We start from the raw sequence: 20,593 nt of genomic DNA, 5'->3' as shown, positions 1-20,593 counted from the left end.
CGGACCCGGGCCGGGGCGACGCCCGATGGGGCCCTAGGCGCCGAGCAGGCGGCGGGCCGCCAGCGCCAGCGACACCTCCACCGCGTCGGACGGACGGGTCAGGCACCGGCCCGTCAGCTGCTCGAAGCGCCGCAGACGGTTGAGCACCGTGTTGCGGTGGCAGTACAGCCGGGCCCCCGCCCGCTGCGCCGAACCGTCGGAGTCGAGCCACGCGGTGAGCGTCTCGATGAGGACGTCGCGGTCCGCTGGATCGAGGCGGTCGAGCGGCCCCAGTACCCGGGCGGCCAGCGCCTTGCCGAGGCCCGGGGACGAGACGACGAGCGCGGTCGGCAGGTGCTCGTCGAGCAGGACGACACCGCCCGACGAGGGGCAGGACCGCAGTGCGGTCTCGGCGAGTCGGCGGGCGTCACCGAGTGCGGCGAGCCCGCTGACCACGGAGCTGATGCCGACCCGGGTCCCCGGCGCCGCGGTCAGCTCCGCGGCGACCGAGGCGAGTTCCTCTTGGCCGGGCGGGGCGGCGCCCTCCCCCTCCGACCGGCCGTGCGCCCCGGCCTCGGGAGCGACAACCTCGGGCGCCAGTGCCAGGATCGCGAACTCCGCTTCCTGGCCCGGGTGCCAGAGGGCGTCCGTGCCGGCGGGCAGCGTCAGCGGCTGCTCACCCGCGCCGTGCGGGGCGCGGCGCGCGGCGGCGACCGCGAGCACCGCGTACCGGCCGTCCACCGGAAGCCCCAGCATCGCCGCGGCATCCGGCAGGTCCGCGATCCGGGCCGTGCCGTCGAGCAGGGCCGCCGTCATCAGACGCTGCTGGTTCTCGCGCCGCCAGACCAGCCGGCGTTCGGCCTGCCGGTAGGCGTCCGCCACCACGGCGCAGTGCTCGTCGACGAAGTTCCAGACGTCGGCGGCGACATGGACGAGGAGCCGGACGTCCTCGGGATGGCGGCGCGCGGTCTCGTCGACCAGGTCCTGCCAGACCATCGCGCCGCCCATCCGGAAGGCGTGCAGCACCGCGTCGAGGGGCACACCCTGCTTGGCGCGGGCCTCGCCGATCCACCGGGAGGTCCGGTGGGCGGCCTCCCGGAACTCGCGGGGCTGGATGAGGGAACCGACGTTGTGCCGCAGGGAGTGGTGCACCTCCTGCCACACCTCGGCCGGTTCGTTCTCGATGGCGGTGCGGTACCCCGGTTCCTGCTCCCGCAGCGCCTCGACGAGCCGGTCCGTGAGCTCGGGGAGGCCCGCGATCAGCACCCGGGCGGCCCGGTGCAGTACGGCGATGGCCTCGCGGTCGGCCAGCGACCGGAAGCGGTGCGGCAACGGCGCTACGGGGGGCGGTCCGTGCAGCGCCCTGATCCGTGAACGTACGACCTGTGGCATGGCGGCCTCCACCGGGAATCGGCCGGCTCGTGGGCAGACCGGCTCCGGTGCACCCGGACCGGCCTTGGGCACGAGCACACCGAATGATCCTGACGCCCGCAGAATGGCATACCGCCCAGTCGGTACCTAGGGGTCTGCGGCGTTCTTATCATCACGGTCCTGCAACCTCCTGGACACATGCGCGTCCCCGGGCCCCGGAACGTCGCGCCCTACGGGCGGCCCAGCACCCTGGCGAGCTCGGTCCGGGACCTGATGCCCAGGGTGGCGAAGACGTTGCGCAGATGGTGATCGACCGTCCGGGGGCTGACGGAAAGACGTACCGCCACTTCCCGGTTGGTGGCGCCCTCGGCGACGTACCGGGCGATCCGCTGCTGCTGCGGCGTGAGCCCGGCGAGCGGCGCCGGTCCGGTGGCCTCCGGCACGTCCACCGCCTCCCCGGCCGCGCGGAGCTCTCCGGCGGCGCGGTCGGCCCAGGCGCGGGCCGAGCAGCGTTCGAAGGCGACCAGGGCGTCACGCAGGGGGCCCCGGGCCGCGCGGGTCTGCCGGCGGCGCCGCAGCCACTGCCCGTGGAGGAGCTGGGTGCGGGCGCGCTCGAAGTCGCCGCCCGCCCGGTCGTGGTGGGCCATGGCCTCCCCGTACCGGACGGCGGCCTCCTCCGGGGGCGCCAGCAGGGCCCGGCAGCGGGCCAGTTGGGCGGGGACCTGCGGGTCGGTGGTGCGCTCGGACCATGCGGCGAACTCCTCGACGGCCGCCGCCAGGCCGTCCGGCGACTCGTCCGCGCGGCCCGAGAGCACCGCGGCCTCGATGTAGCACGGTATGGCGAGCAGCCGGGTGGCGAAGTGGCCGCGCCTGGGGCCAGGGCCGACCAGCGGCGCCAGCCTGGCCGCCGCCTCGCCCGGCCGTCCGGCCGCCAGGTCGGCGCGGGCCACGGCCCAGGTCGCGAGGGTCGCCGCCTGGACGAGGCCGTGGGGCCCCGCACCGGCCAGGGCGGCGTCGCAGTGGGCGGCGCACGCCTCGGCAGGGCCCTCCACCGAAGCGGCGAGCGCCAGCACGGCGTGCAGATGGGCGGAGGAGTTGGGCTGGCCGGTACGGCGGGCCGCGTGCAGCCCCTCCAGGGCGTGCGCGCGGGCCCTGGCGTGGCGGCCGGCGCGCAGTTCCGCGTAGGCGAGGTGTTCCAGCGCCTGCGGCAGCAGCGCTTCGGGCCCGCGCGTACGGACGGCGGCGAGGGCCCGGGCACCGGCCCGGCACGCGTCCTCGACCTCGCCCAGTACCAGCGCCGATGCCCCGGCCCGCAGCAGCGCGACCGGGTCCTCGGCGGCGTCGGCGGAGTCGAGGCAGCCTCGCAGCAGGGCGTGGCCCTCGCCGGTACGCCCGCCGAGCATGGCGCACATCCCTGCGCGGTAGTGCGCCAGGGCCCGGTCCGGCGGGGAGCCGGGAATCCGGTTCATCGCGTCGAGGTAGGCGAGGGCGTCCCCCATCGCCCAGGCGGCCTCGGCCGCGCCGAGCAGGGCGTCGAGGGTGCGGCGCGGATCGTGCGCGGCGAGCAGCGCCGCCGCGGCGATGAGGGCCTCCCTGGCATCGGCTGCCGGTCCGTCGCGCAGGGCGAGCATGCCGCGTACGTAGGCGGCGAGACCACCGGCGGTGAGGGTGCCGCCGGCGCGGGCCGTGCCGTACGAGGAGGGGCCGCGGGCCGCGGGTGGCGCGCCGGTGCGGGCCAGCAGGGCGCGGGAGCGGGCCGCGTCGCCCGCGAGCCTGGCGTGTTCGGCCGCGGCGGCGAACCGTGCGGCGCGCAGCGCGTCGTCGGTGGAGAGCGTGGCGGACCGGGCGAGTGCGGCGGACCGTTCGGCGTGCGGGCGGGGGGCGACGGCCGCGGCCGCCAGCTGTCCGGCGAGCGCCGCGTCGGGGCCGGGCGCGGCGCAGGCCCGCTGGACGAGGGAGGGCAGGGGCGGTGCGCCGGGCCCGGCCAGCAGGGTGGCGAGCAGTTCGTGCACGGCCCGTCGTCTGGCCGGCGGCGCACGGTGCAGGACGGCCCGGCGCAGCAGCGGATGACTGAAGTGCAGTCGGCTGCCCGTCCGTTGGAGAATGCCCGTGATTCCGGCGGAGCCGAGGAGTACGTGGTCGAGAAAACCGGGGGCGAGCCCGGCCCCCGCACCCGCCCGCATGAGCAGCGCGGCGTCGGTCCCCGCGCCGTCCGGTTCGTGTTCCTCCGCCGCGGCGGCCAGCAGGAGGAGGGTTCGGGCGTCCGGCGCGAGGGCGTCGAGGTGGGCGGCGTGCGCGTCGAGGACTCCCTCGCCGCCGGGCAGCGGGTACGGCAGGGCGGTGCGCCCGGCGAGCTGGTCGGGCGTGAGGCGGCCGACGAGTCCGGCGAGCAGGCGCGGGTTCCCGGTGGCCTCCCGCAGCAGCTCGCTCCGTACGACCGGGTCGACACCTCCGGACTCCTCGGTGAGCCGGTCCAGCAGCGCGGCGGTCGCGTCGTCGTCGAGCGGGCCGAGCCGGAGCGCGGGCAGCCCGGCGAAACTGGTCTCGTCCTCGGCGCCGAGGACCACGGCGACCCTGCTGCCCGCACCGAGCCTGCGGGCCGCGAAGCCGAGCGCGGCCCGCGAGTCGGGGTCCCAGGCATGGGCGTCGTCGACGCAGACCAGGAGCGGCCGTTCGGCGCCGAGTCCTCTCAGCAGGTCGAGCAGGCCGCCCGGGGTGATGCCGGAGCGGAGTACCCGGTCGGCCTCGGCGGGCAGGACGCCGGGCGCCGAGCAGAGCAGGGCGTGCAGTCCGCTGTAGGGCAGCCGTTGCTCGGCGGGCGCCCCCGTCGCGTACAGCACCGGCCCCTCGCCGCGCGCGCGATGGGCGGCGGCGGTCCGTCCCAGGAGTGCGGTACGGCCGAGGCCGGGCGGCGATGTCAGTACGAGCGCACCGCCGTCACCCGCCCGTAGGCGCCCCAACAGGCTGTCCAGAATGGCGAGTTCACCGCTGCGGCCGTACAGCCGGAGCGGACTGTGCACGGTCGTGGATGAGGTCACGACCGTCACGTTACTTCTGCGTAAACAACCTCGGAAGGTGCCGGTCCGGATGTTCCGCGGGGACGGCCCGGTGCGGGGCAGTCTCCCAACGGAAGGCGCCGGACGCTGTGCGGCGGCACAGCACCGGCAGGGTGGCGGCGCAGCACCGATCGGGTGGCGGCACACGAAAGGGCCGGACCGGGGTGCACCGGTCCGGCCCTCCCTCATGCGCTAGGAGGTGTGCGGGCACGTGCCCCGGTACTCGGCGATCGTCAGGCTCGCCTGCGGCAGCGGGCAGAGGAACTGCTCGTACCGGGTGTCGTTGTCGATGAACCGCTTCAGCCACGAAATGCTGTACTTCGCGATCGTGGTGTTGGAGGAGTTCGGCGTGAAGTGCGAGGCGCCGCGCAGCTCCAGGTACGCCTTGTCGAGCGTGCTGGGCAGGGAGTTGTAGAACGGCTCGGAGTGCGAGCCGACCGATGCCACGGTGTCACCGTCCGCGCCGACGACCAGGGTGGGCGTCCGCACCTCCGGCCACGTCTTGTCGGTGTTCCAGCCGGTCAGCGGGATCGCCGCCTGAAGGGAGGGCCGGTCCTTGGCGGCCTCCAGGGTGCCGCCACCGCCCATGGAGTGGCCCATCACCCCGAGCCGGGAGCTGTCGATCCGGGTGCGGACCGAGCTCTGCTGCGTCAGGTAGTCCAGTGCGGCCAGGAGTTGGTCGCCACGGCTGGCGGGCTGGTCCGCCGTGGAGTTGGTGTCGATGGTGAAGACGACGAAGCCCTGGGAGGCGAGCCGCGGTCCGAGCCAGGCCATGCTGGACTGGTAGGCGGTGAAGCCGGGCGCGATGGCGACCGCGCCGAAGGTGCCGTCGGCGGTGGACGTCGGGTAGTAGATGGTGCCGCCGCCGAAGCCGCTCACCAGTGAGGAGACCGAGGTCTCCGAGACGGCGTACGAGCCGCGGCTCGCCTCGATGCTCGACACGGTCGGCGCGGGACCGCGCTGGTAGGGGTTGTCGGCGGCCTGGGCGCCGGCGGGGATCAGCGCCGTGAAAAGGGCGGCGGTGGCCGCGGCGGTGACCAGCAGGTTCCGATACGTGCGGGTGCGGCCCGAGGACGTCCGGTGACGGCGCGGGGAGGTGCCGCCGGAGGGGAGGAGCTGGTGCACGAGGGGGGTCCTCTCGGTTGTGGCGCAGCCACACCGTGCTCGGGGACCCGAGAACGGTTGTGGCGCAGCCACACCGTGCTCGGGGACCCGAGAACCTCGCCCAAGGCTTCGGGGTGCACCGCGTGGCTGCCGCCGTTGTTCGTTGGCGGTCGCCACTTTCGCGGTGCACCCCGGGTGCGCACATCGGCGAGATCACCGGTCTTCGCGACCGGGCCCGCCTGCCCCTCGGGGCCTCATGCCGTGGAGCGGCCCTCAGCGGACCGGGTGGCCGGCTTCCCGCAGAGCGCCCTTGACCTCGGAGATCCGCAGGTCACCGAAGTGGAAGACCGACGCGGCGAGCACCGCGTCGGCGCCCGCCTCGATCGCCGGCGCGAAGTCCCCGAGCCTGCCCGCACCGCCGGAGGCGATGACGGGAACCGTGACGTGCTTGCGCACGGCCGCGATCATCTCGGTGTCGTAGCCGTCCTTCGTGCCGTCGGCGTCCATCGAGTTGAGCAGGATCTCGCCCGCGCCGAGCTCGGCGGCCCGGTGCGCCCACTCGACGGCGTCGATGCCGGTGCCCTTGCGGCCACCGTGCGTCGTCACCTCGAACGTTCCCGCCGGGGTGCGCCGGGCGTCGACCGAGAGCACGAGCACCTGGCGCCCGAAGCGTTCGGCGATCTCGCGGATCAGCTCGGGGCGGGCGATGGCCGCGGTGTTGACGCCGACCTTGTCGGCCCCGGCGCGCAGCAGCTTGTCGACGTCGTCGGTGGTGCGGACGCCGCCGCCGACCGTGAGCGGGATGAAGACCTGCTCGGCGGTGCGGCGCACCACGTCGTACGTGGTCTCCCGGTCGCCGCTGGACGCGGTGATGTCGAGGAAGGTCAGCTCGTCGGCGCCCTCGGCGTCGTACAGCTTCGCCATCTCGACGGGGTCACCGGCGTCGCGCAGGTTCTGGAAGTTGACGCCCTTGACGACCCGGCCGTTGTCCACGTCCAGGCAGGGAATGACTCGTACCGCGAGGCTCACTTCGTACCTGCCCTGAATGCTTCGACCTCGACCTCGACGACCAGGCTCGGCTCGACGAATCCGGACACGATGATCATCGACGCGGCGGGCCGGACGTCGTCGAACAGTTCCCTGTGGGCGCGGCCCACCTCGTCGACGTCCCGGGCGTGCGTGATGTACATCCGGGTACGGACGACGTCCTCGCGGCCGAGGCCGAGCTCCTTCAGTGCCTCGAAGGCGACGTCGAAGGAGGTCCTGGTCTGCTCGTACGGACTGCCCGCCGAGATCTCGCCCTTGACCACCGACGTGCAGCCGGAGACCAGGACGAGCCCGCCGGGCAGCTCCACGGCGCGGGAGTAGCCGAACCTCTCCTCCCAGGGGGCACCGGTGGAGACGCGGCGTACGGAGTCCGTCATGCGGAGACCGCCTTCAGTGCCTCTTCCAGGGTGAACGCCTTCGCGTACAGCGCCTTGCCGACGATCGCGCCCTCGACGCCCTCCGCGACGAGCGAGGAGATCGCCCGCAGGTCGTCCAGCGAGGAGACGCCGCCGGAGGCGACGACGGGCTTGTCCGTGGCGGCGCAGACGTTCTTGAGCAGCTCCAGGTTGGGGCCCTGGAGCGTGCCGTCCTTGGCGATGTCGGTGACGACGTAGCGGGCGCAGCCCTCGGAGTCGAGGCGGGCCAGCGTCTCGTAGAGGTCTCCGCCGTCGCGGGTCCAGCCGCGGCCGCGCAGGGTGGTGCCGCGGACGTCGAGGCCCACGGCGATCTTGTCGCCGTGCTCGGCGATCACCTTGGCGACCCACTCCGGGGTCTCCAGGGCGGCGGTGCCGAGGTTGACGCGGGTGCAGCCGGTGGCGAGGGCCGCGGCGAGCGAGGCGTCGTCGCGGATGCCGCCGGAGAGCTCCACCTTGATGTCCATGGAGCGGGCGACCTCGGCGATCTGCGCCCGGTTGTCTCCGGTGCCGAAGGCGGCGTCCAGGTCGACGAGGTGCAGCCACTCGGCGCCCGCCCGCTGCCACGTGAGGGCGGCCTGCAGGGGGTCGCCGTACGAGGTCTCGGAGCCGGACTCGCCGTGGACGAGGCGGACGGCCTGGCCATCGCGGACATCGACGGCGGGGAGCAGTTCAAGCTTCGGCATTACAGCGTCTCGATCCAGTTGGTCAGCAGCTGGGCGCCGGCATCGCCGGACTTCTCGGGGTGGAACTGGGTGGCCCACAGCGCGCCGTTCTCGACGGCCGCCACGAAGCGCTCACCGTGCGTGGACCAGGTGACCCTGGGGGCACGGATCTTGGCGTTGGTGACTTCGAGGGACCAGTCGTGCGCCGCGTAGGAGTGCACGAAGTAGTACCGTGCCTCGGCGTCAAGACCGGCGAAGAGCTGGGAGTCCTCGGGGGCCTGGACGGTGTTCCAGCCCATGTGCGGGACGACGTCGGCCTTCAGCGGGCCGACGGTGCCGGGCCACTCGTCCAGCCCCTCCGTCTCCACACCGTGCTCGATGCCGCGCTCGAACAGGATCTGCATGCCGACGCAGATGCCCATGACGGGGCGTCCGCCGGCCAGCCTGCGGCCGATGACCCATTCGCCGCGGGCCTTCTTCAGGCCCTCCATGCAGGCGGAGAACGCTCCGACGCCGGGCACCAGCAGCCCGTCGGCGTTCATCGCCGTGTCGAAGTCGCGGGTGATCTCGACGTCCGCGCCGACGTGGGCGAGGGCCCGCTCGGCGGAACGTACGTTGCCGAAGCCGTAGTCGAAGACGACGACCTTCTTCTTGTCACTCACAGACGTCCCTCAGTCCCAGAGTCCCTGAATCCGCAGAATGCCTGCCAGCAGGCACATCACGGAGCCGATCCCGAGCAGGACGACGAGGCCCTTGGGCATGTCCTGCTTCGCGAAGGAGTAGACGCCGCCGGCCAGGAAGAGGCCGACGACGATCAGAATCGTGTTGAGCCCGGTCACAGCGCGCCCTTCGTGGACGGAAGGATTCCGGCTGCGCGCGGGTCGCGCTCGGAGGCGTACCGCAGGGCACGGGCGAGCGCCTTGAACTGGCACTCCACGATGTGGTGGGCGTTGCGCCCGTACGGCACGTGGACGTGCAGGGCGATCTGCGCCTGGGCGACGAAGGACTCCAGGATGTGCCGGGTCATCGTCGTGTCGTACTCGCCGATCATCGGCGCCATCTTCTCGGGCTCGGTGTGCACCAGGTACGGGCGGCCCGAGAGGTCGACGGTGACCTGGGCGAGCGACTCGTCGAGCGGGACGGTGCAGTTGCCGAAGCGGTAGATGCCGACCTTGTCGCCGAGCGCCTGCTTGAAGGCGGCGCCGAGCGCGAGGGCGGTGTCCTCGATGGTGTGGTGCGAGTCGATGTGCAGGTCGCCGTCGGTCTTGACCGTGAGGTCGAAGAGCCCGTGACGGCCGAGCTGGTCGAGCATGTGGTCGTAGAAGCCGACCCCCGTCGACACATCGACTTTGCCGGTGCCGTCGAGGTTGATCTCGACGAGCACGGACGTTTCCTTCGTGGTGCGTTCCACGCGGCCTACGCGGGGGTTCATGCCTCGTGCTCCTTCTTGGCGTTCTCAGTGATAAGCGTGCGCGCCGCATCGAGGAACGCGTCGTTCTCGGCCGGGGTGCCCGCGGAGACCCGCAGCCATCCCGGTACGCCGTTGTCCCGGACCAGGACGCCCCGGTCGAGGAGGTGCTGCCAGGCGGTGCGGCTGTCGGCGAAGCGGCCGAACTGGACGAAGTTGGCGTCCGAGTCGGTCACGTCGAAGCCGAGGGCGCGCAGCTCGTCGACGATCCGGTCGCGCTCGCTCTTGAGCTGCGCGACGTACCCCAGCAGCGTATCGGTGTGTTCCAGGGCGGCGAGCGCGGTGGCCTGGGTGATGGAGGACAGGTGGTACGGCAGCCGCACCAGCTGTACGGCGTCGACCACGGCCGGGTCCGCGGCGAGGTAGCCGAGGCGCAGTCCGGCGGCGCCGAACGCCTTGGACATGGTGCGGGAGAGCACCAGGTGCGGGCGGCGCTCGATGAGCGGGAGCAGCGAGGGGTGGTGGCTGAACTCGCCGTACGCCTCGTCGACGACGACCATCGACGGCTTGGCCGCCTGCGCCGCCTCGTACAGGTCGAGGACGGTCTTCGCCTCGACGGCGGTGCCGGTGGGGTTGTTGGGCGAGGTGATGAACACGACGTCCGGCCGGTGCTCGGCGATGGCCGCGCGGGCGGCCTCCACGTCGATGGTGAAGTCCTCGTTGCGCGGTCCGGAGATCCATCCCGTGCCGGTGCCGCGCGAGATGAGCGCGTGCATCGAGTACGAGGGTTCGAAACCGATCGCCGTGCGCCCCGGGCCGCCGAAGGTCTGGAGCAGCTGCTGGAGCACCTCGTTGGAGCCGTTGGCCGCCCAGACGTTGGCGAGGCCGACCTCGTGCCCGGCGGTGCGGGTGAGGTAGCGGGCGAGTTCGGTACGGAGCTCGACGGCGTCCCGGTCGGGGTAGCGGTTGAGGTCGCGGGCGGCCTCGCGGACCCGCTCGGCGATCCGGTCGACCAGCGCCTCGGGGAGCGGGTACGGATTCTCGTTGGTGTTCAGGCGTACGGGTACGTCGAGCTGCGGCGCGCCGTAGGGGGACTGGCCGCGGAGCTCCTCGCGGATGGGGAGCGCGTCCCAGGGGTTGCGGGTGGTGCTGCTGTTCGTCACGCCTGCGGAACCTTCCAGCCGAACCGTGCCTTGAGCGCGGCGCCGTGCGCCGGGAGGTCCTCGGCCTCGGCGAGGGTCACGACGTGGTGCGTGACCTCGGCGAGGGCGTCGCGCGTGTAGTCGACGATGTGGATGCCGCGCAGGAAGGACTGCACGGACAGGCCCGAGGAGTGGCAGGCGCAGCCGCCGGTGGGCAGCACGTGGTTGGAGCCCGCGCAGTAGTCCCCGAGGGAGACCGGCGACCACGGGCCGACGAAGACCGCTCCGGCGTTGCGGACGCGGTCCGCCACGGCGGCGGCGTCCGCGGTCTGGATCTCCAGGTGCTCGGCGGCGTACGCGTCGACGACCTTGAGGCCGTCCTCCAGGTCGTTGACCAGGACGATCGCGGACTGGCGGCCGGCCAGGGCGGGCTCGATGCGGTCCGTGACGTGCTTGGTGGCCGCGATCTGCGGTGCCAGCTCGGCCTCGGTGGCCGCGGCGAGCTCCTCCGAGTCGGTGACGAGGACGGCGGCGGCCATGGGGTCGTGCTCGGCCTGGCTGATCAGGTCGGCGGCGACGTGGACCGGGTCGGCGGTCGCGTCGGCGAGGATCGCGATCTCGGTCGGGCCGGCTTCGGCGTCGATGCCGATGCGGCCCTTGAGGAGGCGCTTGGCCGCGGCTACGTAGATGTTGCCGGGGCCGGTGACCAGGTTCACGGGCAGGCAGTCCTCGGTGCCGTAAGCGAACATCGCGATGGCCTGGGAGCCGCCCGCCGCGTACACCTCGTCGACGCCGAGCAGGGCGCAGGCGGCCAGGATGGTGGGGTGCGGGAGTCCGTCGAACTCCTTCTGCGGCGGCGAGGAGACGGCGATGCCTTCGACGCCCGCCTCCTGGGCCGGTACGACGTTCATGACGACGGACGAGGGGTAGACGGAGCGCCCACCCGGTACGTAGAGCCCGACGCGCTCGACGGGCACCCACTTCTCGGTGACCGTGCCGCCGGGGACGACCTGGGTGGTGTGCGTGGTGCGGCGCTGCTCGCGGTGGACGAGCCGGGCGCGGCGGATCGACTCCTCCAGCGCGGCGCGTACAGCGGGGTCGAGCCGCTCCAGCGCCTCGGCGAGGGCCGCGGCCGGGACCCGGATCGATTCGATCCGTACGCCGTCGAGTTTCTCCCCCCACTCGATCACTGCCGCGGAGCCACGATGGCGTACGTCCTCGCAGATGGGCCGCACCGTTTCCAGGGCGGCTTCCACGTCGAACTCGGCACGGGGCAGCAGGTCGCGCAGGTCGCCGCCCTCGGGGAGGGCATTGCCGCGCAGATCGATTCGAGAGATCACACCCCAATTCTCGCAGACCGCTTCCGGCGCCCGGACCTCCGTATCACTGGCTGATACATGCCCCGGCTGCCACCGCTGACTACTAGGGTCTGCCGTTTGGATCAGGACGGATCAGGGAGCGGGGTCCGACCCGGACGGCAGGGCCTCGCGTCATGCCGTCACGCAGGGGGAAGAACAGACGTACGGCATCTGCACAGAGGGGACGGCAGTGACCGAGCCGCACGATGGCGATATCCCGGACGGCCTCAGCGCAGCGGAGCTGGGTATGTGGCAGTCCTTCCGGAACGGCACCACCTACGACCTGCGCACCCATGACCCGGTGCGCGACGATCCGTTCGCGGCGCACATCTGGGGACCCGAGCGGAGTGTCGGCGCCCGGACAGTGGCCAGGCTGCTGCTGAGCGGGCCCGTGGCACGGCACGGCCGGGTGGCCGCGCTGAAGCTCAGGGGCGTACGGATCACGGGGAGGCTGGATCTGGCGGGCGGGCGCGTCTCGCCGTACGTCGAGCTGACGGGCTGCCGGTTCGAACAGGAGGTGGTGCTGCCCGAGTGCCACTTCACGACCCTGCGGATGGTCGGCTGCGCCATTCCGCGTCTTGAGGCGGCCCGGCTGCACACGGAGGGCGATCTGCATCTGCCGCGCTGCCGGATCGAGGGCGGTATCCGGCTCACGGACGCCCAGATCGGTACGGACCTGCTGATCAACCAGATCAGCGTCGGCCCCGACCGGCGCGGCCGCGCCCTCACCGCCGACGGTCTCGCGGTGGCGCAGGATCTGCAGGCCGAGATGGTCGAGACGCGCGGGGAGCTGAGCCTGCGCGGCGCGAAGGTCGGCGGTTCGCTGAGCCTGCGCGGCAGCAGACTGCGGGGCACGGAGGGGCGGCGGGCACTGAACGCCCCGCAGCTGACCGTCGAACGCACGCTGTACATGACCGAGGCGTGGGTGAGCGTCGACACGGGGAACCAGGGCACGACTCCCCCGTACGGCATCACCCGGTCGACGGGGACCCCCGCGCGCGGCACCCGCTCCCAGGTCTTCGAGTGCCGGGGCGGGGTGCGGCTGGACGACGGCAGGTTCGGGGACGCGGTGGATCTGCACAAGGCGCGGTTCGTGCTGGCCCGGCACGAGGAACTGTCGCTGCGCAGGATCGTCACGCCCGAGCTGCGCTTCAACGCGGAACGTCCGGAGGAGGGCCGGGTCGTCCTGAACGGCGCGAGGGTCGTCACCCTGATCGACGTGTCGACCAGCTGGCCGGGCCCCGGCGGGCTGGCGATGGGCGGTTTCTTCTACGAGAACCTCGTCCCGTACGGGCACTTCCCGCTCTCCCGGCGGCTGGAGTGGGTGCTGGCGGCGACCCCGGAGTACGTCCCGGAGCCGTACGAGCGGCTCGCCACCGTCCTGCGCAGCTGCGGCGAGGACGCCGACGCCCGGGAGGTACTGCTCGCCAAGCAGCGGCGGCGCCGTGAGACGCTGCCGCCCGCGGCCAGGCTGTGGGGTCATCTCCAGGACTGGACGGTGGCGTACGGCTACCGGCCGGGGCGGGCGGCGGTGTGGATGGCGGTGCTGTGGGCGGCGGGCACGGTGGCGTTCTCGCACTACGACCCGGCGGCGATCAAGAAGGACGAGCATCCGCAGTGGAACGCCGCGCTGTACGCGCTCGATCTGCTGGTGCCGGTGATCAACCTCGGGCAGGACGGTTACTGGCGGCTGGAGGGCGGCTGGCAGTGGGTGGGAGCGGCTCTCATCCTGCTGGGCTGGATACTGGCCACGACGGTCGCCGCGGGGGCCTCGCGACTGCTGCGCCGAGGCTGATCCGGCTACCCACCGGATGCCCCAACGGCCGGTGGGGGCACGGCCGTACGCGTGTGGCGCCAGGTCGGGAACATGTGACCGACGGGGCGTGTCCGAGCCAGAATCCGGCATTTCCTTTGCCCTTTCTTGACCCGCTCCAGGGCAACCCTCCCACTCGGCACAGAAGCTTCACCTCGCCCCTCTGGCGCGCCCCTCACCAGCGCTTTTCAATGGTCTGCACCATGTCATTCCTTCGCGCTCTGCTCAGCACCACGCGCATGATCCGGCATAGCCCCGAGCTGTCCGCCGGACTGCCCGTGGACGACGCTGTGCTGCTCGACGCCCCCGACGAGCGGCTGTCCCCCGCGCTGGTGGCAGCCGCCCTCGGCACGTACGAACCCGCCGCCGAACTGCTCGCCGCCACCCGGGAGGGCGCCGAGTGGGAGACCCGCGACCGCTGCCTCACCCGCCTGGTCACCTTCGCGCACAGCCGCGACGGCTGGCTCGCCGACTGGCTGACCGCCGACCCCCGCAACCCGGACGCACTCCTGGTCAAGGCAGGGCTGGCCGTCCGCCGCGCCTGGGACTCGCCCGCCCGCGCCGAGCGGCTGCGCGAAGTGGGCCCGCTCATCTCGGCTGCGGCCGAGGCCCAGCCGGGCGACCCGGTGCCCTGGCGGCTGGCCCTGGACCACGCGCGCGGTACGCACGCCACCCACACCTCGTTCGAGGCCCTGTGGGAGCAGGCCATACGGCGCTCCCCGCACCACTACGGCTGCCATGTCGCGGCCCTGCAGTACCTCTCCGCCGCCTGGTACGGCTCGCACCGCGAGTGCTTCGACTTCGCCGAGCAGGCGGCCGAGGACGCGCTGCCCGACTCGCTGGTGCAGGCGTTGCCGGTGCGGGCGGCCTTCGCCCTGCTGCTCGACACGAAGCCCGCCTCGCGGACCAGCCCGGTGCAGGTGGAACGGATCGATGCCGCCGCCGATATCGCGATCAGGCTCTCCGCCGCGTACCGGCCCGGAGATCTCTGGCCGGCCGAGACGCGCAACCTCCTGGCGTACGTGCTCGTGGTGCGCGGACGCTGGGACGAGGCTCTTGAACAATTCCGGCTGATCGGACCGCAGGCGACCTCGTTCCCGTGGTCCTCGGTGTCCGACGATCCGCTGGGCCAGTTCCTCGACGCGAGGGACGGCGCGCGGCTCCAGGTGGCCTCCCTGACCCCCTTACGCAACCGGGACGGCCGCAGTCGGGCGCGTGGCCATTACGCTTGACCGTTGTGACCACCGCTCGCCTCCCCCTCTTCCCGCTCAACGCGGTGCTGTTTCCCGGCCTCGTGCTGCCGCTCAACGTCTTCGAGGAGCGTTATCGCGCCATGATGCGCGCGCTGCTGCAGACCGACGAGGACGATGCGCGCCGCTTCGTCGTGGTCGCGATCCGTGACGGCCGCGAAGCCGCTCCGACGGCCACCGGGATGCCGGACAGCCTCGCCGCCGTCCCCGTCGACCGCGCACCGGCCGACGGCTTCGGACCCGACCCGATCCAGTCCTTCCACCGGGTCGGCTGCGTCGCGGACGCCGCGAAGATCCGTGAGCGCGCGGACGGGAGCTTCGAGATCCTGGCCACCGGCACGGTCAGGGTCAAGCTGCTCTCCGTCGACGCGAGCGGCCCCTACCTGACGGCCGAGGTCGAAGAGCTGACCGAGGAGCCGGGCGACGAGGAGACCGGCGGGACGAACGGGGCCGAGGAGGCCGCCGCACTCGCCGAGGGCGTCCTGCGGGCCTTCCGCAGCTACCAGAAGCGGCTCGCCGGGGCCAGCGAACGCTCCCTGACCACGGGAGCGGACCTCCCCGACGACCCGTCGGTGATCTCGTACCTGGTGGCCGCCGCGGCCGTACTCGACATCCCGTCGAAGCAGCGTCTGCTCCAGGCCCCCGACACGGCGACCCGGCTGCGTGAGGAACTGACCCTCCTGCGCCGGGAGACCGCGGTCATCCGGCATCTGCCGTCGCTGCCCGCGGTGGAACTGACCCGGGCTCCCACGCACCCCAACTGACCCCGAGGACCCTGCCCCGTGGCGAAGAAGCCGAAGAAGCAGCAGGGCGGCACCCCGGCCACGGTCGCCCTGACCGCGGCGGGCGCCGCCTTCACCGTCCACTCCTACGAGCACGACCCGTCGTCCCCGTCCTACGGCGAAGAGGCGGCAGAGGCCCTCGGCGTCTCCCCGGACCGGGTGTTCAAGACCCTGGTGGCCGACGTGGACGGCGAGCTGACCGTGGCGGTCGTCCCGGTGGCCGGCTCCCTGGACCTGAAGGCCCTGGCATCGGCGGTGGGCGGCAAACGGGCCACGATGGCGGACCCGACGGCGGCGGAACGCACGACGGGCTACGTACGAGGCGGCATCTCCCCCCTGGGCCAACGCAAGCGCCTGCGCACGGTCCTGGACGCCTCGGCCCGGTCCCACCCCACGATCTGCGTCTCGGCCGGCCGCCGGGGACTGGAAGTGGAACTGACGGCCGCGGACCTGGCGACGCTGACGAGCGCGGTGTTCGCCCCGATCGCCCGCGAGTAAGCCCCGGCCCCGCCCGCCCTCACGGCCAGGACACCCGCACGGCTAGGGCCGCACCGACTCCCCGGCCCCCGCCCCGGAATCGCCAGGAGCCTCCGGAGCCCCTGGAGCCCCAGAGCCCGGCCCCCCGGCCCCCCAGGACGCCTCCGGCGCCCACTCCGGCTCAGGGTCCCGCGGAGTGAACAACGCCGTCAGCCCCAAGTGCACCAGCATCGCCGCGATCGGCCACGCCAGCACCACCCCCGCAGCGTGCAGCTCCAGCGGCGCGTCGAAGGTGACACCCTTGCCGGCCTCCCGCGCCCGCGCGACCACATCCGACGAAGGTCCGAACCAGACACCGATCCCCCAGGCCAGCAGCGACCCGAGCAGACCGCCGAGCGCCAGCCCGGCCACCAGCAGAATGCCCCCGCGGCGCCGGTAGAAGAACACCGCGAAGGCGGCCACGACCCCGAATGCGAGCGCCAGCAGCACGAACGTGCCGTCCGCCGCCACGGCCTCCTCGCCCTCACTGTCCTTGAGGAAGACCGCCGTGTCGTCGGAGATCAGCGGGACACGGGGCGCCAGCCACAGCCACAGCAGCCCGAGCAGCACACCCGCGGCCGTCAGCAGGGCGGTGATCACCGCCGCCTGCCTCAGCTCCGTCGCCGCTTCCTTGCCGTGCGACGGCTCGTGGCCGGGCACGGGAGAGGCACCCGACGGCGGCGTCTGCCACGGATCGTTGGACGAGGGCTGGTGCGGCGGCGTCAGAGGTGCGGTCACCGTGCCATCGTGCCAGGTGGCCCCGTGCCGCGCCTCACCGGACCGATCTCCCGCTGCCCGCCACCCGCTAGCGGACGGCCGCCCGCCGGTACGCCCACGTCGCCAGCGCCAGCGACAGCACCCCCACCGCCGCGCACACCGCGAGATCCAGAGCGATGACCGGCCAGTCCGGGTGCGCGTCGAAGGACCGCGCGAGCGCCTCCACCCCGTACGTCGAGGGCAGCAGGTCGCGCGCCCACCCGACCGGCTGCGGCAGCCGGTCGGCCGGCAGCACGCCCAGCAGCAGCGCCGCGGACATGCCCAGCTGCCCGAGCAGCGTCGCGAGTTCCGGGCGCGGCGCCAGCAGCCCCAGCGCCGCCCCCAGACCGGCCAGCGCCGCCCCGGAGAGCGGCACCACGGCGACGAGCACCCACAGATGGGCCATCGGCAGCTGGAAGAGCACGCTGCCGGTCACGGCCGTGACGATCGTGCCGGGCACGGTGAAGGACGCGTACGCCCCCGCCGCCCCCAGCACCACCGAGGCCGGCGGCACGGGCAACGTGGCGTAGTGGTCGAGTCCGCCGCCGGCTCGGAGCTGGCCGAAATACTGGGCGAGCAGGTTCAGCGCGACGAACGCCACGACCAGCACGCTGGACCCGGCGACGACGGCCCTCGCCTCTGCCCCGCCGTCCACGACCCCGCGCATCAGGACCATGATCCCGATGGACTGGAAGGTCGCCACGAACAGCAGCGGAATCCGTGCGACCCGCGCCCGCGACAACTGGGCCCGGTACACGGCGGCGAGCGCGGGCAGCAGCCCGGCCCGCGGGGCCAGCGGCGCGGGCGCCGCGGCCCAGGCGCCGGGCGGACCCGCCGCGGTCCGGGACGGTCCGGACACCGCCCCCGCTTCCGCCCCCTTCTCCGTCGCCGCCTCCGCGCGAACAATGCTCGTCACCTGGCGCAGCTCCCCTTCGACACGTGCACGTTCACGCCTTCACCAGTCCCTCGGTCGCCCTGACCGCGTCCCCGCCGAGTGCCAGGTAGACGTCCTCCAGGCTGGGCGTGGCCAGCGTGAAGTCGTCTAGTGCGGCGAACGCCGCGCCACCGGTAACGGCGGCCACGGCCGCCCGTGCCTCGTCGGGTGCCAGCCGCAGCACCCAGCGCCGCCCGGACTCCTGCGCGGAGGCGCGCAGCGCCGCCACCTCGGGGACGTCCAGGGGGGCACGCTCGCGCCAGACCAGCTCGACGCGGACCTCTCCCGCCACCTGCTCCTTGAGCCCGTGGGGGGTGTCGCAGGCGATGACCTTGCCCCGTTCCAGTACGGCGACCCGGTCGAGCACCGTCTCGGCCTCGATCACGTTGTGGGTGACGAGCAGCACCGTGGCGCCCCGCTCGGCCCTGCGCCGGTCGACGGCGGCCCAGACGGCGCGCCGGGCGACGGGGTCCATACCGGTCGTGGGTTCGTCCAGCACGAGGACGGGACGTTCCCCGACCAGCGTCGCGGCGAAACAGGCGAGCCGCCGCTGACCGCCGGACAGCTTCTTCAGCGGGCGCCCGGCGAGTTCGGTGAGCCCCAGCTCCTCGAGAACGTCGTCCCGCGCGGCACGCGCCTCGCGGACCGGCAGGCCGCGCAGCCGCCCGGTCGTCTCGGCGGCCAGCGAGACGGTCAGCTCGTCGAGGGCGGTGGATTCCTGCCCGAGGTAGCCGATCAGCCGGGAGGCACGTTCGGGATGGCGCACGAGGTCGTGGCCCAGCACCTGCACGCTGCCGGAGTCGGGCCGCATCAGTCCGGTGAGCTGGCGCACCAGCGTGGATTTGCCCGCGCCGTTGGGGCCGAGCAGGCCGAAGATCTCGCCCTGCCGGACATCGAGGCTGATCCCGTCGGTGGCGCGCACCTCGGGGGTGGCTGCCGCGCCGCGGCGGCCACGGACGGCGGGATAGGTCTTGACCAGATCACGCACCGCGCACACGGTCCCGGTCCCGGTCTGCGCCTGTGCTGTGCCCGTACTCACGAGGTACGAGGGTACGGGGTCGGATGCCCCGGATTGCGCCCGGGGTCACACCGGCGCGGACACGGCCGGCACGCCGGGCGGCCCGTACGGACCGGGCACTCGGGCGGCACGGGGCCCCCGCCCCGGTCCCCCACCGGCCGCTATTCCGCGACGGGCGCGTGCTCCGCGGCGGCCCGTACGTCGATCTCGCGCCAGAAGCCCGCCCGGATCGCGTAGCGGTCGTGTTCGTCGATCTGGTCGTCCTTGTGGGCGAGCAGACCGAACCGCGCCGCGTACCGCAGGAGCTCGCCGTCGATCCGGTGCGGGATGCGCGGGTACATGGTCGACAGCTTCTGGAGGTGGACGGTCTCCGGCAGCCGCTCCATCCACCGGCGGGCGAAGACCTGGCCGACCTCGAACGGATCGCCGCCGACGGTCGTGATGTCCTCCTCCCGGTCCGCCCAGCGCTGCTCCGCGCTGGTGAGCTGGGCGAGCGTCGGCAGCGAGGCCGTCTCGGCCGGTTCGCCGAGCGGCCCGCCGCGCTCGACCCAGCCCTTGTCGGACGACCAGCGGAGGGTGGCGTTGGCGGGAGGGGGCGGCGCGGGGTGCTGCGCGGCCTGGCTGCCGGGGCCCCGCAGGCTCGCCAGGTCCTTGGGCGTGGGGACGCCGCGGTGGCCGGGGCCGGACGGGGCACCGGTGTCCTGGTCGGCCGGTGCGGCGGCGCCGTCGCGCGCGGCGGCGGCCTGGGCCTCGGATGCCCGTTCCGCGGAGGCTGCCAGCGCGGCCTCCGGGAGGGGCGCGGAGAGGATCGCGGCGATCTCCGGGCGCGGGACGGGGGGCGGCGCGCAGATCCCGCCGATCTCCTTGGCCCGTACGGCCTTGGTGATCCAGACCCGGTCCAGCACCCGCCGTTCGTCGGCCTCCGCGACCAGGTCCTCGGACTGGTTGTAGTCGCCGTCGGCGGCCTGGACGGCCCAGAGGTGGACCGCCACCCCGTGCTCCTTCGCCGACATCAGCCCCGGCAGCAGGTCGCCGTCGCCGGTCACGAGCACCACGTCGGAGCAGGCGCGGTTCCTGGCAAGCTCGGTGAGCTCGGCGTGCATCGCCGCGTCGACCCCCTTCTGCGCCCAGCGTCCGTCACTGCGGGTGAGGGCCCCCAGCCGAACGGTCACGCGGGACATCACCCGGAGTCTGCGGTGTTCCGGCTGCGGTACGCGGTCAGGGGCGCCGTCGAACCAGTAGATCCGGAGCAGGGGCTGCTGGGTGTCCGCCTCCGCGCGTTCGCGCAGACCCTGGATCAGGGCCGCGTGGTCGACGGTGATGCGGGAACGGGCGGGCTCCCCGGCCAGCAGACTCGCGGCTGCGCCCAGCAAATATCCGGCGTCCACCAGGACGACGCAACGGTCCACGCGTTCCACCCTCTTCCAAGAATTCGGGAACGGTTTTCGGCGGGCCCGGTCGTGGGGGGTTGGGCCTGCTCACTCAGGGTTTCCTTGGAGTCTGCCCGACCACGCGGGGGTTAACGTCCGGAACTCGATCATCGGCGTGGCGGATCGGGAAAACGGGGTGACACAGCCCTTCACTACGCACGGTAATGATCCAAAATGCGGTGTTTGCGGCGCTATGTGAATCTGACAGCGGTCCTGGCCCCGAGAGTCCCCATAGGAGGAACACCATGGCCAAGAACAAGAACCGCAAGCAGGGCAGCCAGCAGGATCGTTCCGCGTCCGCCGCGGAGCGCAGTGCGCAGGACGCGAAGTCCTCGTCGTTCGAGGCACAGAGCGCCCCCCAGTCGCAGCCTCAGGGCAGCCCCGCAGATGTTGCCCGTAAGCACCAGCGGCGCTTCGGCCACAACTGACCGGACCACTCCCGGTCCGGCCGCAGGCCGAACAGCCGAGAGGGGGGGGCCCCCGGGGGGGGGGGGCCGCCCCGGGGGCGCCCCCGGGGGGGGACGCGCCCGCCCCGGGGGGGGGGTAAAAAA

General features: G+C 73.2%; 20 protein-coding genes. 5 read left to right on the top strand and 15 right to left on the bottom strand.

The window, feature by feature from the left end:
• Positions 1–33 precede the first annotated feature (33 nt).
• The 11 genes from ACFWSK_RS21140 to hisD all read right to left on the bottom strand — a co-directional run bounded on the left by ACFWSK_RS21140 (position 34) and on the right by hisD (position 11,525).
• Positions 34–1,371 (bottom strand): PucR family transcriptional regulator, encoded by a 1,338-nt coding sequence (locus tag ACFWSK_RS21140; protein ID WP_383788359.1) that lies wholly within the window; start codon positions 1,369–1,371, stop codon positions 34–36.
• Between the two features lie 209 nt (positions 1,372–1,580).
• A complete protein-coding gene (locus ACFWSK_RS21135; RefSeq protein WP_383788358.1) occupies positions 1,581–4,388 on the bottom strand; it encodes an AAA family ATPase in 2,808 nt (935 codons plus the stop codon).
• A gap of 210 nt (positions 4,389–4,598) precedes the next feature.
• Positions 4,599–5,531, bottom strand: a complete 933-nt coding sequence (locus ACFWSK_RS21130; RefSeq protein ID WP_383788355.1) for an alpha/beta hydrolase family protein — start codon at positions 5,529–5,531, stop codon at positions 4,599–4,601.
• Positions 5,532–5,783: 252 nt separating this feature from the next.
• Complete coding sequence (hisF, locus tag ACFWSK_RS21125) at positions 5,784–6,539, bottom strand: imidazole glycerol phosphate synthase subunit HisF (RefSeq protein ID WP_383788352.1); 756 nt, start codon at positions 6,537–6,539, stop codon at positions 5,784–5,786.
• On the bottom strand, positions 6,536–6,934 hold the full coding sequence (locus ACFWSK_RS21120; protein WP_383788350.1) for a RidA family protein: 399 nt from the start codon (positions 6,932–6,934) through the stop codon (positions 6,536–6,538). The genes hisF and ACFWSK_RS21120 overlap by 4 nt, the downstream gene beginning before the upstream one ends.
• Positions 6,931–7,656, bottom strand: coding sequence for a bifunctional 1-(5-phosphoribosyl)-5-((5-phosphoribosylamino)methylideneamino)imidazole-4-carboxamide isomerase/phosphoribosylanthranilate isomerase PriA (gene priA / locus ACFWSK_RS21115; protein ID WP_383788347.1), 726 nt, complete (start codon positions 7,654–7,656; stop codon positions 6,931–6,933). The genes ACFWSK_RS21120 and priA overlap by 4 nt, the downstream gene beginning before the upstream one ends.
• Positions 7,656–8,297, bottom strand: coding sequence for an imidazole glycerol phosphate synthase subunit HisH (gene hisH, locus ACFWSK_RS21110; RefSeq protein ID WP_383788344.1), 642 nt, complete (start codon positions 8,295–8,297; stop codon positions 7,656–7,658). The genes priA and hisH overlap by 1 nt, the downstream gene beginning before the upstream one ends.
• 9 nt (positions 8,298–8,306) lie before the next feature.
• Positions 8,307–8,474: a hypothetical protein gene (locus ACFWSK_RS21105; RefSeq protein WP_383788341.1), complete on the bottom strand. Its 168-nt coding sequence runs from the start codon at positions 8,472–8,474 to the stop codon at positions 8,307–8,309.
• Positions 8,471–9,067, bottom strand: coding sequence for an imidazoleglycerol-phosphate dehydratase HisB (gene hisB / locus ACFWSK_RS21100; RefSeq protein ID WP_383788338.1), 597 nt, complete (start codon positions 9,065–9,067; stop codon positions 8,471–8,473). Before hisB ends, ACFWSK_RS21105 begins: the two co-directional genes overlap by 4 nt.
• Positions 9,064–10,206, bottom strand: a complete 1,143-nt coding sequence (locus ACFWSK_RS21095; RefSeq protein WP_383788336.1) for a histidinol-phosphate transaminase — start codon at positions 10,204–10,206, stop codon at positions 9,064–9,066. Before ACFWSK_RS21095 ends, hisB begins: the two co-directional genes overlap by 4 nt.
• Complete coding sequence (gene hisD / locus ACFWSK_RS21090; RefSeq protein ID WP_383788333.1) at positions 10,203–11,525, bottom strand: histidinol dehydrogenase; 1,323 nt, start codon at positions 11,523–11,525, stop codon at positions 10,203–10,205. The genes ACFWSK_RS21095 and hisD overlap by 4 nt, the downstream gene beginning before the upstream one ends.
• Before the next feature lie 208 nt (positions 11,526–11,733).
• Between hisD and ACFWSK_RS21085 the strand changes: the two genes are divergently transcribed.
• The 4 genes from ACFWSK_RS21085 to ybaK all read left to right on the top strand — a co-directional run bounded on the left by ACFWSK_RS21085 (position 11,734) and on the right by ybaK (position 15,886).
• Positions 11,734–13,338, top strand: coding sequence for an oxidoreductase (locus tag ACFWSK_RS21085; RefSeq protein WP_383788330.1), 1,605 nt, complete (start codon positions 11,734–11,736; stop codon positions 13,336–13,338).
• 209 nt (positions 13,339–13,547) lie between these two features.
• A complete protein-coding gene (locus ACFWSK_RS21080; protein WP_383788327.1) occupies positions 13,548–14,588 on the top strand; it encodes a hypothetical protein in 1,041 nt (346 codons plus the stop codon).
• Positions 14,589–14,593: 5 nt separating this feature from the next.
• The gene (locus ACFWSK_RS21075) at positions 14,594–15,370 is read left to right on the top strand and encodes an LON peptidase substrate-binding domain-containing protein (RefSeq protein WP_383788324.1); all 777 of its coding nucleotides are present in this window, start codon (positions 14,594–14,596) and stop codon (positions 15,368–15,370) included.
• Positions 15,371–15,388: 18 nt separating this feature from the next.
• Positions 15,389–15,886 (top strand): Cys-tRNA(Pro) deacylase, encoded by a 498-nt coding sequence (gene ybaK / locus ACFWSK_RS21070; protein ID WP_383788322.1) that lies wholly within the window; start codon positions 15,389–15,391, stop codon positions 15,884–15,886.
• A 42-nt stretch (positions 15,887–15,928) separates the two neighbouring features.
• Here ybaK and ACFWSK_RS21065 read toward each other — a convergent pair whose 3' ends face one another.
• The 4 genes from ACFWSK_RS21065 to ACFWSK_RS21050 form a co-directional block, all read right to left on the bottom strand.
• A complete protein-coding gene (locus ACFWSK_RS21065) occupies positions 15,929–16,642 on the bottom strand; it encodes an ABC transporter permease (protein WP_383788319.1) in 714 nt (237 codons plus the stop codon).
• A gap of 67 nt (positions 16,643–16,709) precedes the next feature.
• Positions 16,710–17,576, bottom strand: a complete 867-nt coding sequence (locus ACFWSK_RS21060; protein ID WP_383788316.1) for an ABC transporter permease — start codon at positions 17,574–17,576, stop codon at positions 16,710–16,712.
• 31 nt (positions 17,577–17,607) lie between these two features.
• Positions 17,608–18,591 (bottom strand): ABC transporter ATP-binding protein, encoded by a 984-nt coding sequence (locus ACFWSK_RS21055; RefSeq protein ID WP_383788446.1) that lies wholly within the window; start codon positions 18,589–18,591, stop codon positions 17,608–17,610.
• Positions 18,592–18,773: 182 nt separating this feature from the next.
• Positions 18,774–20,030: an NYN domain-containing protein gene (locus ACFWSK_RS21050; protein ID WP_383788313.1), complete on the bottom strand. Its 1,257-nt coding sequence runs from the start codon at positions 20,028–20,030 to the stop codon at positions 18,774–18,776.
• Positions 20,031–20,287: 257 nt separating this feature from the next.
• Between ACFWSK_RS21050 and ACFWSK_RS21045 the strand changes: the two genes are divergently transcribed.
• Positions 20,288–20,470: a hypothetical protein gene (locus tag ACFWSK_RS21045; RefSeq protein WP_383788310.1), complete on the top strand. Its 183-nt coding sequence runs from the start codon at positions 20,288–20,290 to the stop codon at positions 20,468–20,470.
• The last annotated feature ends 123 nt before the right edge of the window (positions 20,471–20,593 follow it).

Origin of the sequence: Streptomyces sp. NPDC058620 (assembly GCF_042717135.1) — a bacterium.
Lineage (GTDB): Bacteria > Actinomycetota > Actinomycetes > Streptomycetales > Streptomycetaceae > Streptomyces.
Note: the sequence above shows the minus strand (reverse complement) of the source record. Positions and strands in the feature narration are given on the sequence as shown.

Excerpts from the sequence above, each read along its gene's own strand:
- ACFWSK_RS21080 (WP_383788327.1), top strand. The coding sequence starts at position 13,548 with ATGGTCTGCACCATGTCATTCCTTCGCGCTCTGCTCAGCACCACGCGC.
- ACFWSK_RS21140 (WP_383788359.1), bottom strand. The coding sequence starts at position 1,371 with ATGCCACAGGTCGTACGTTCACGGATCAGGGCGCTGCACGGACCGCCC.
- hisB (WP_383788338.1), bottom strand. The coding sequence starts at position 9,067 with ATGAACCCCCGCGTAGGCCGCGTGGAACGCACCACGAAGGAAACGTCC.
- priA (WP_383788347.1), bottom strand. The coding sequence starts at position 7,656 with ATGCCGAAGCTTGAACTGCTCCCCGCCGTCGATGTCCGCGATGGCCAG.
- ACFWSK_RS21045 (WP_383788310.1), top strand. The coding sequence starts at position 20,288 with ATGGCCAAGAACAAGAACCGCAAGCAGGGCAGCCAGCAGGATCGTTCC.
- ACFWSK_RS21120 (WP_383788350.1), bottom strand. The coding sequence starts at position 6,934 with ATGACGGACTCCGTACGCCGCGTCTCCACCGGTGCCCCCTGGGAGGAG.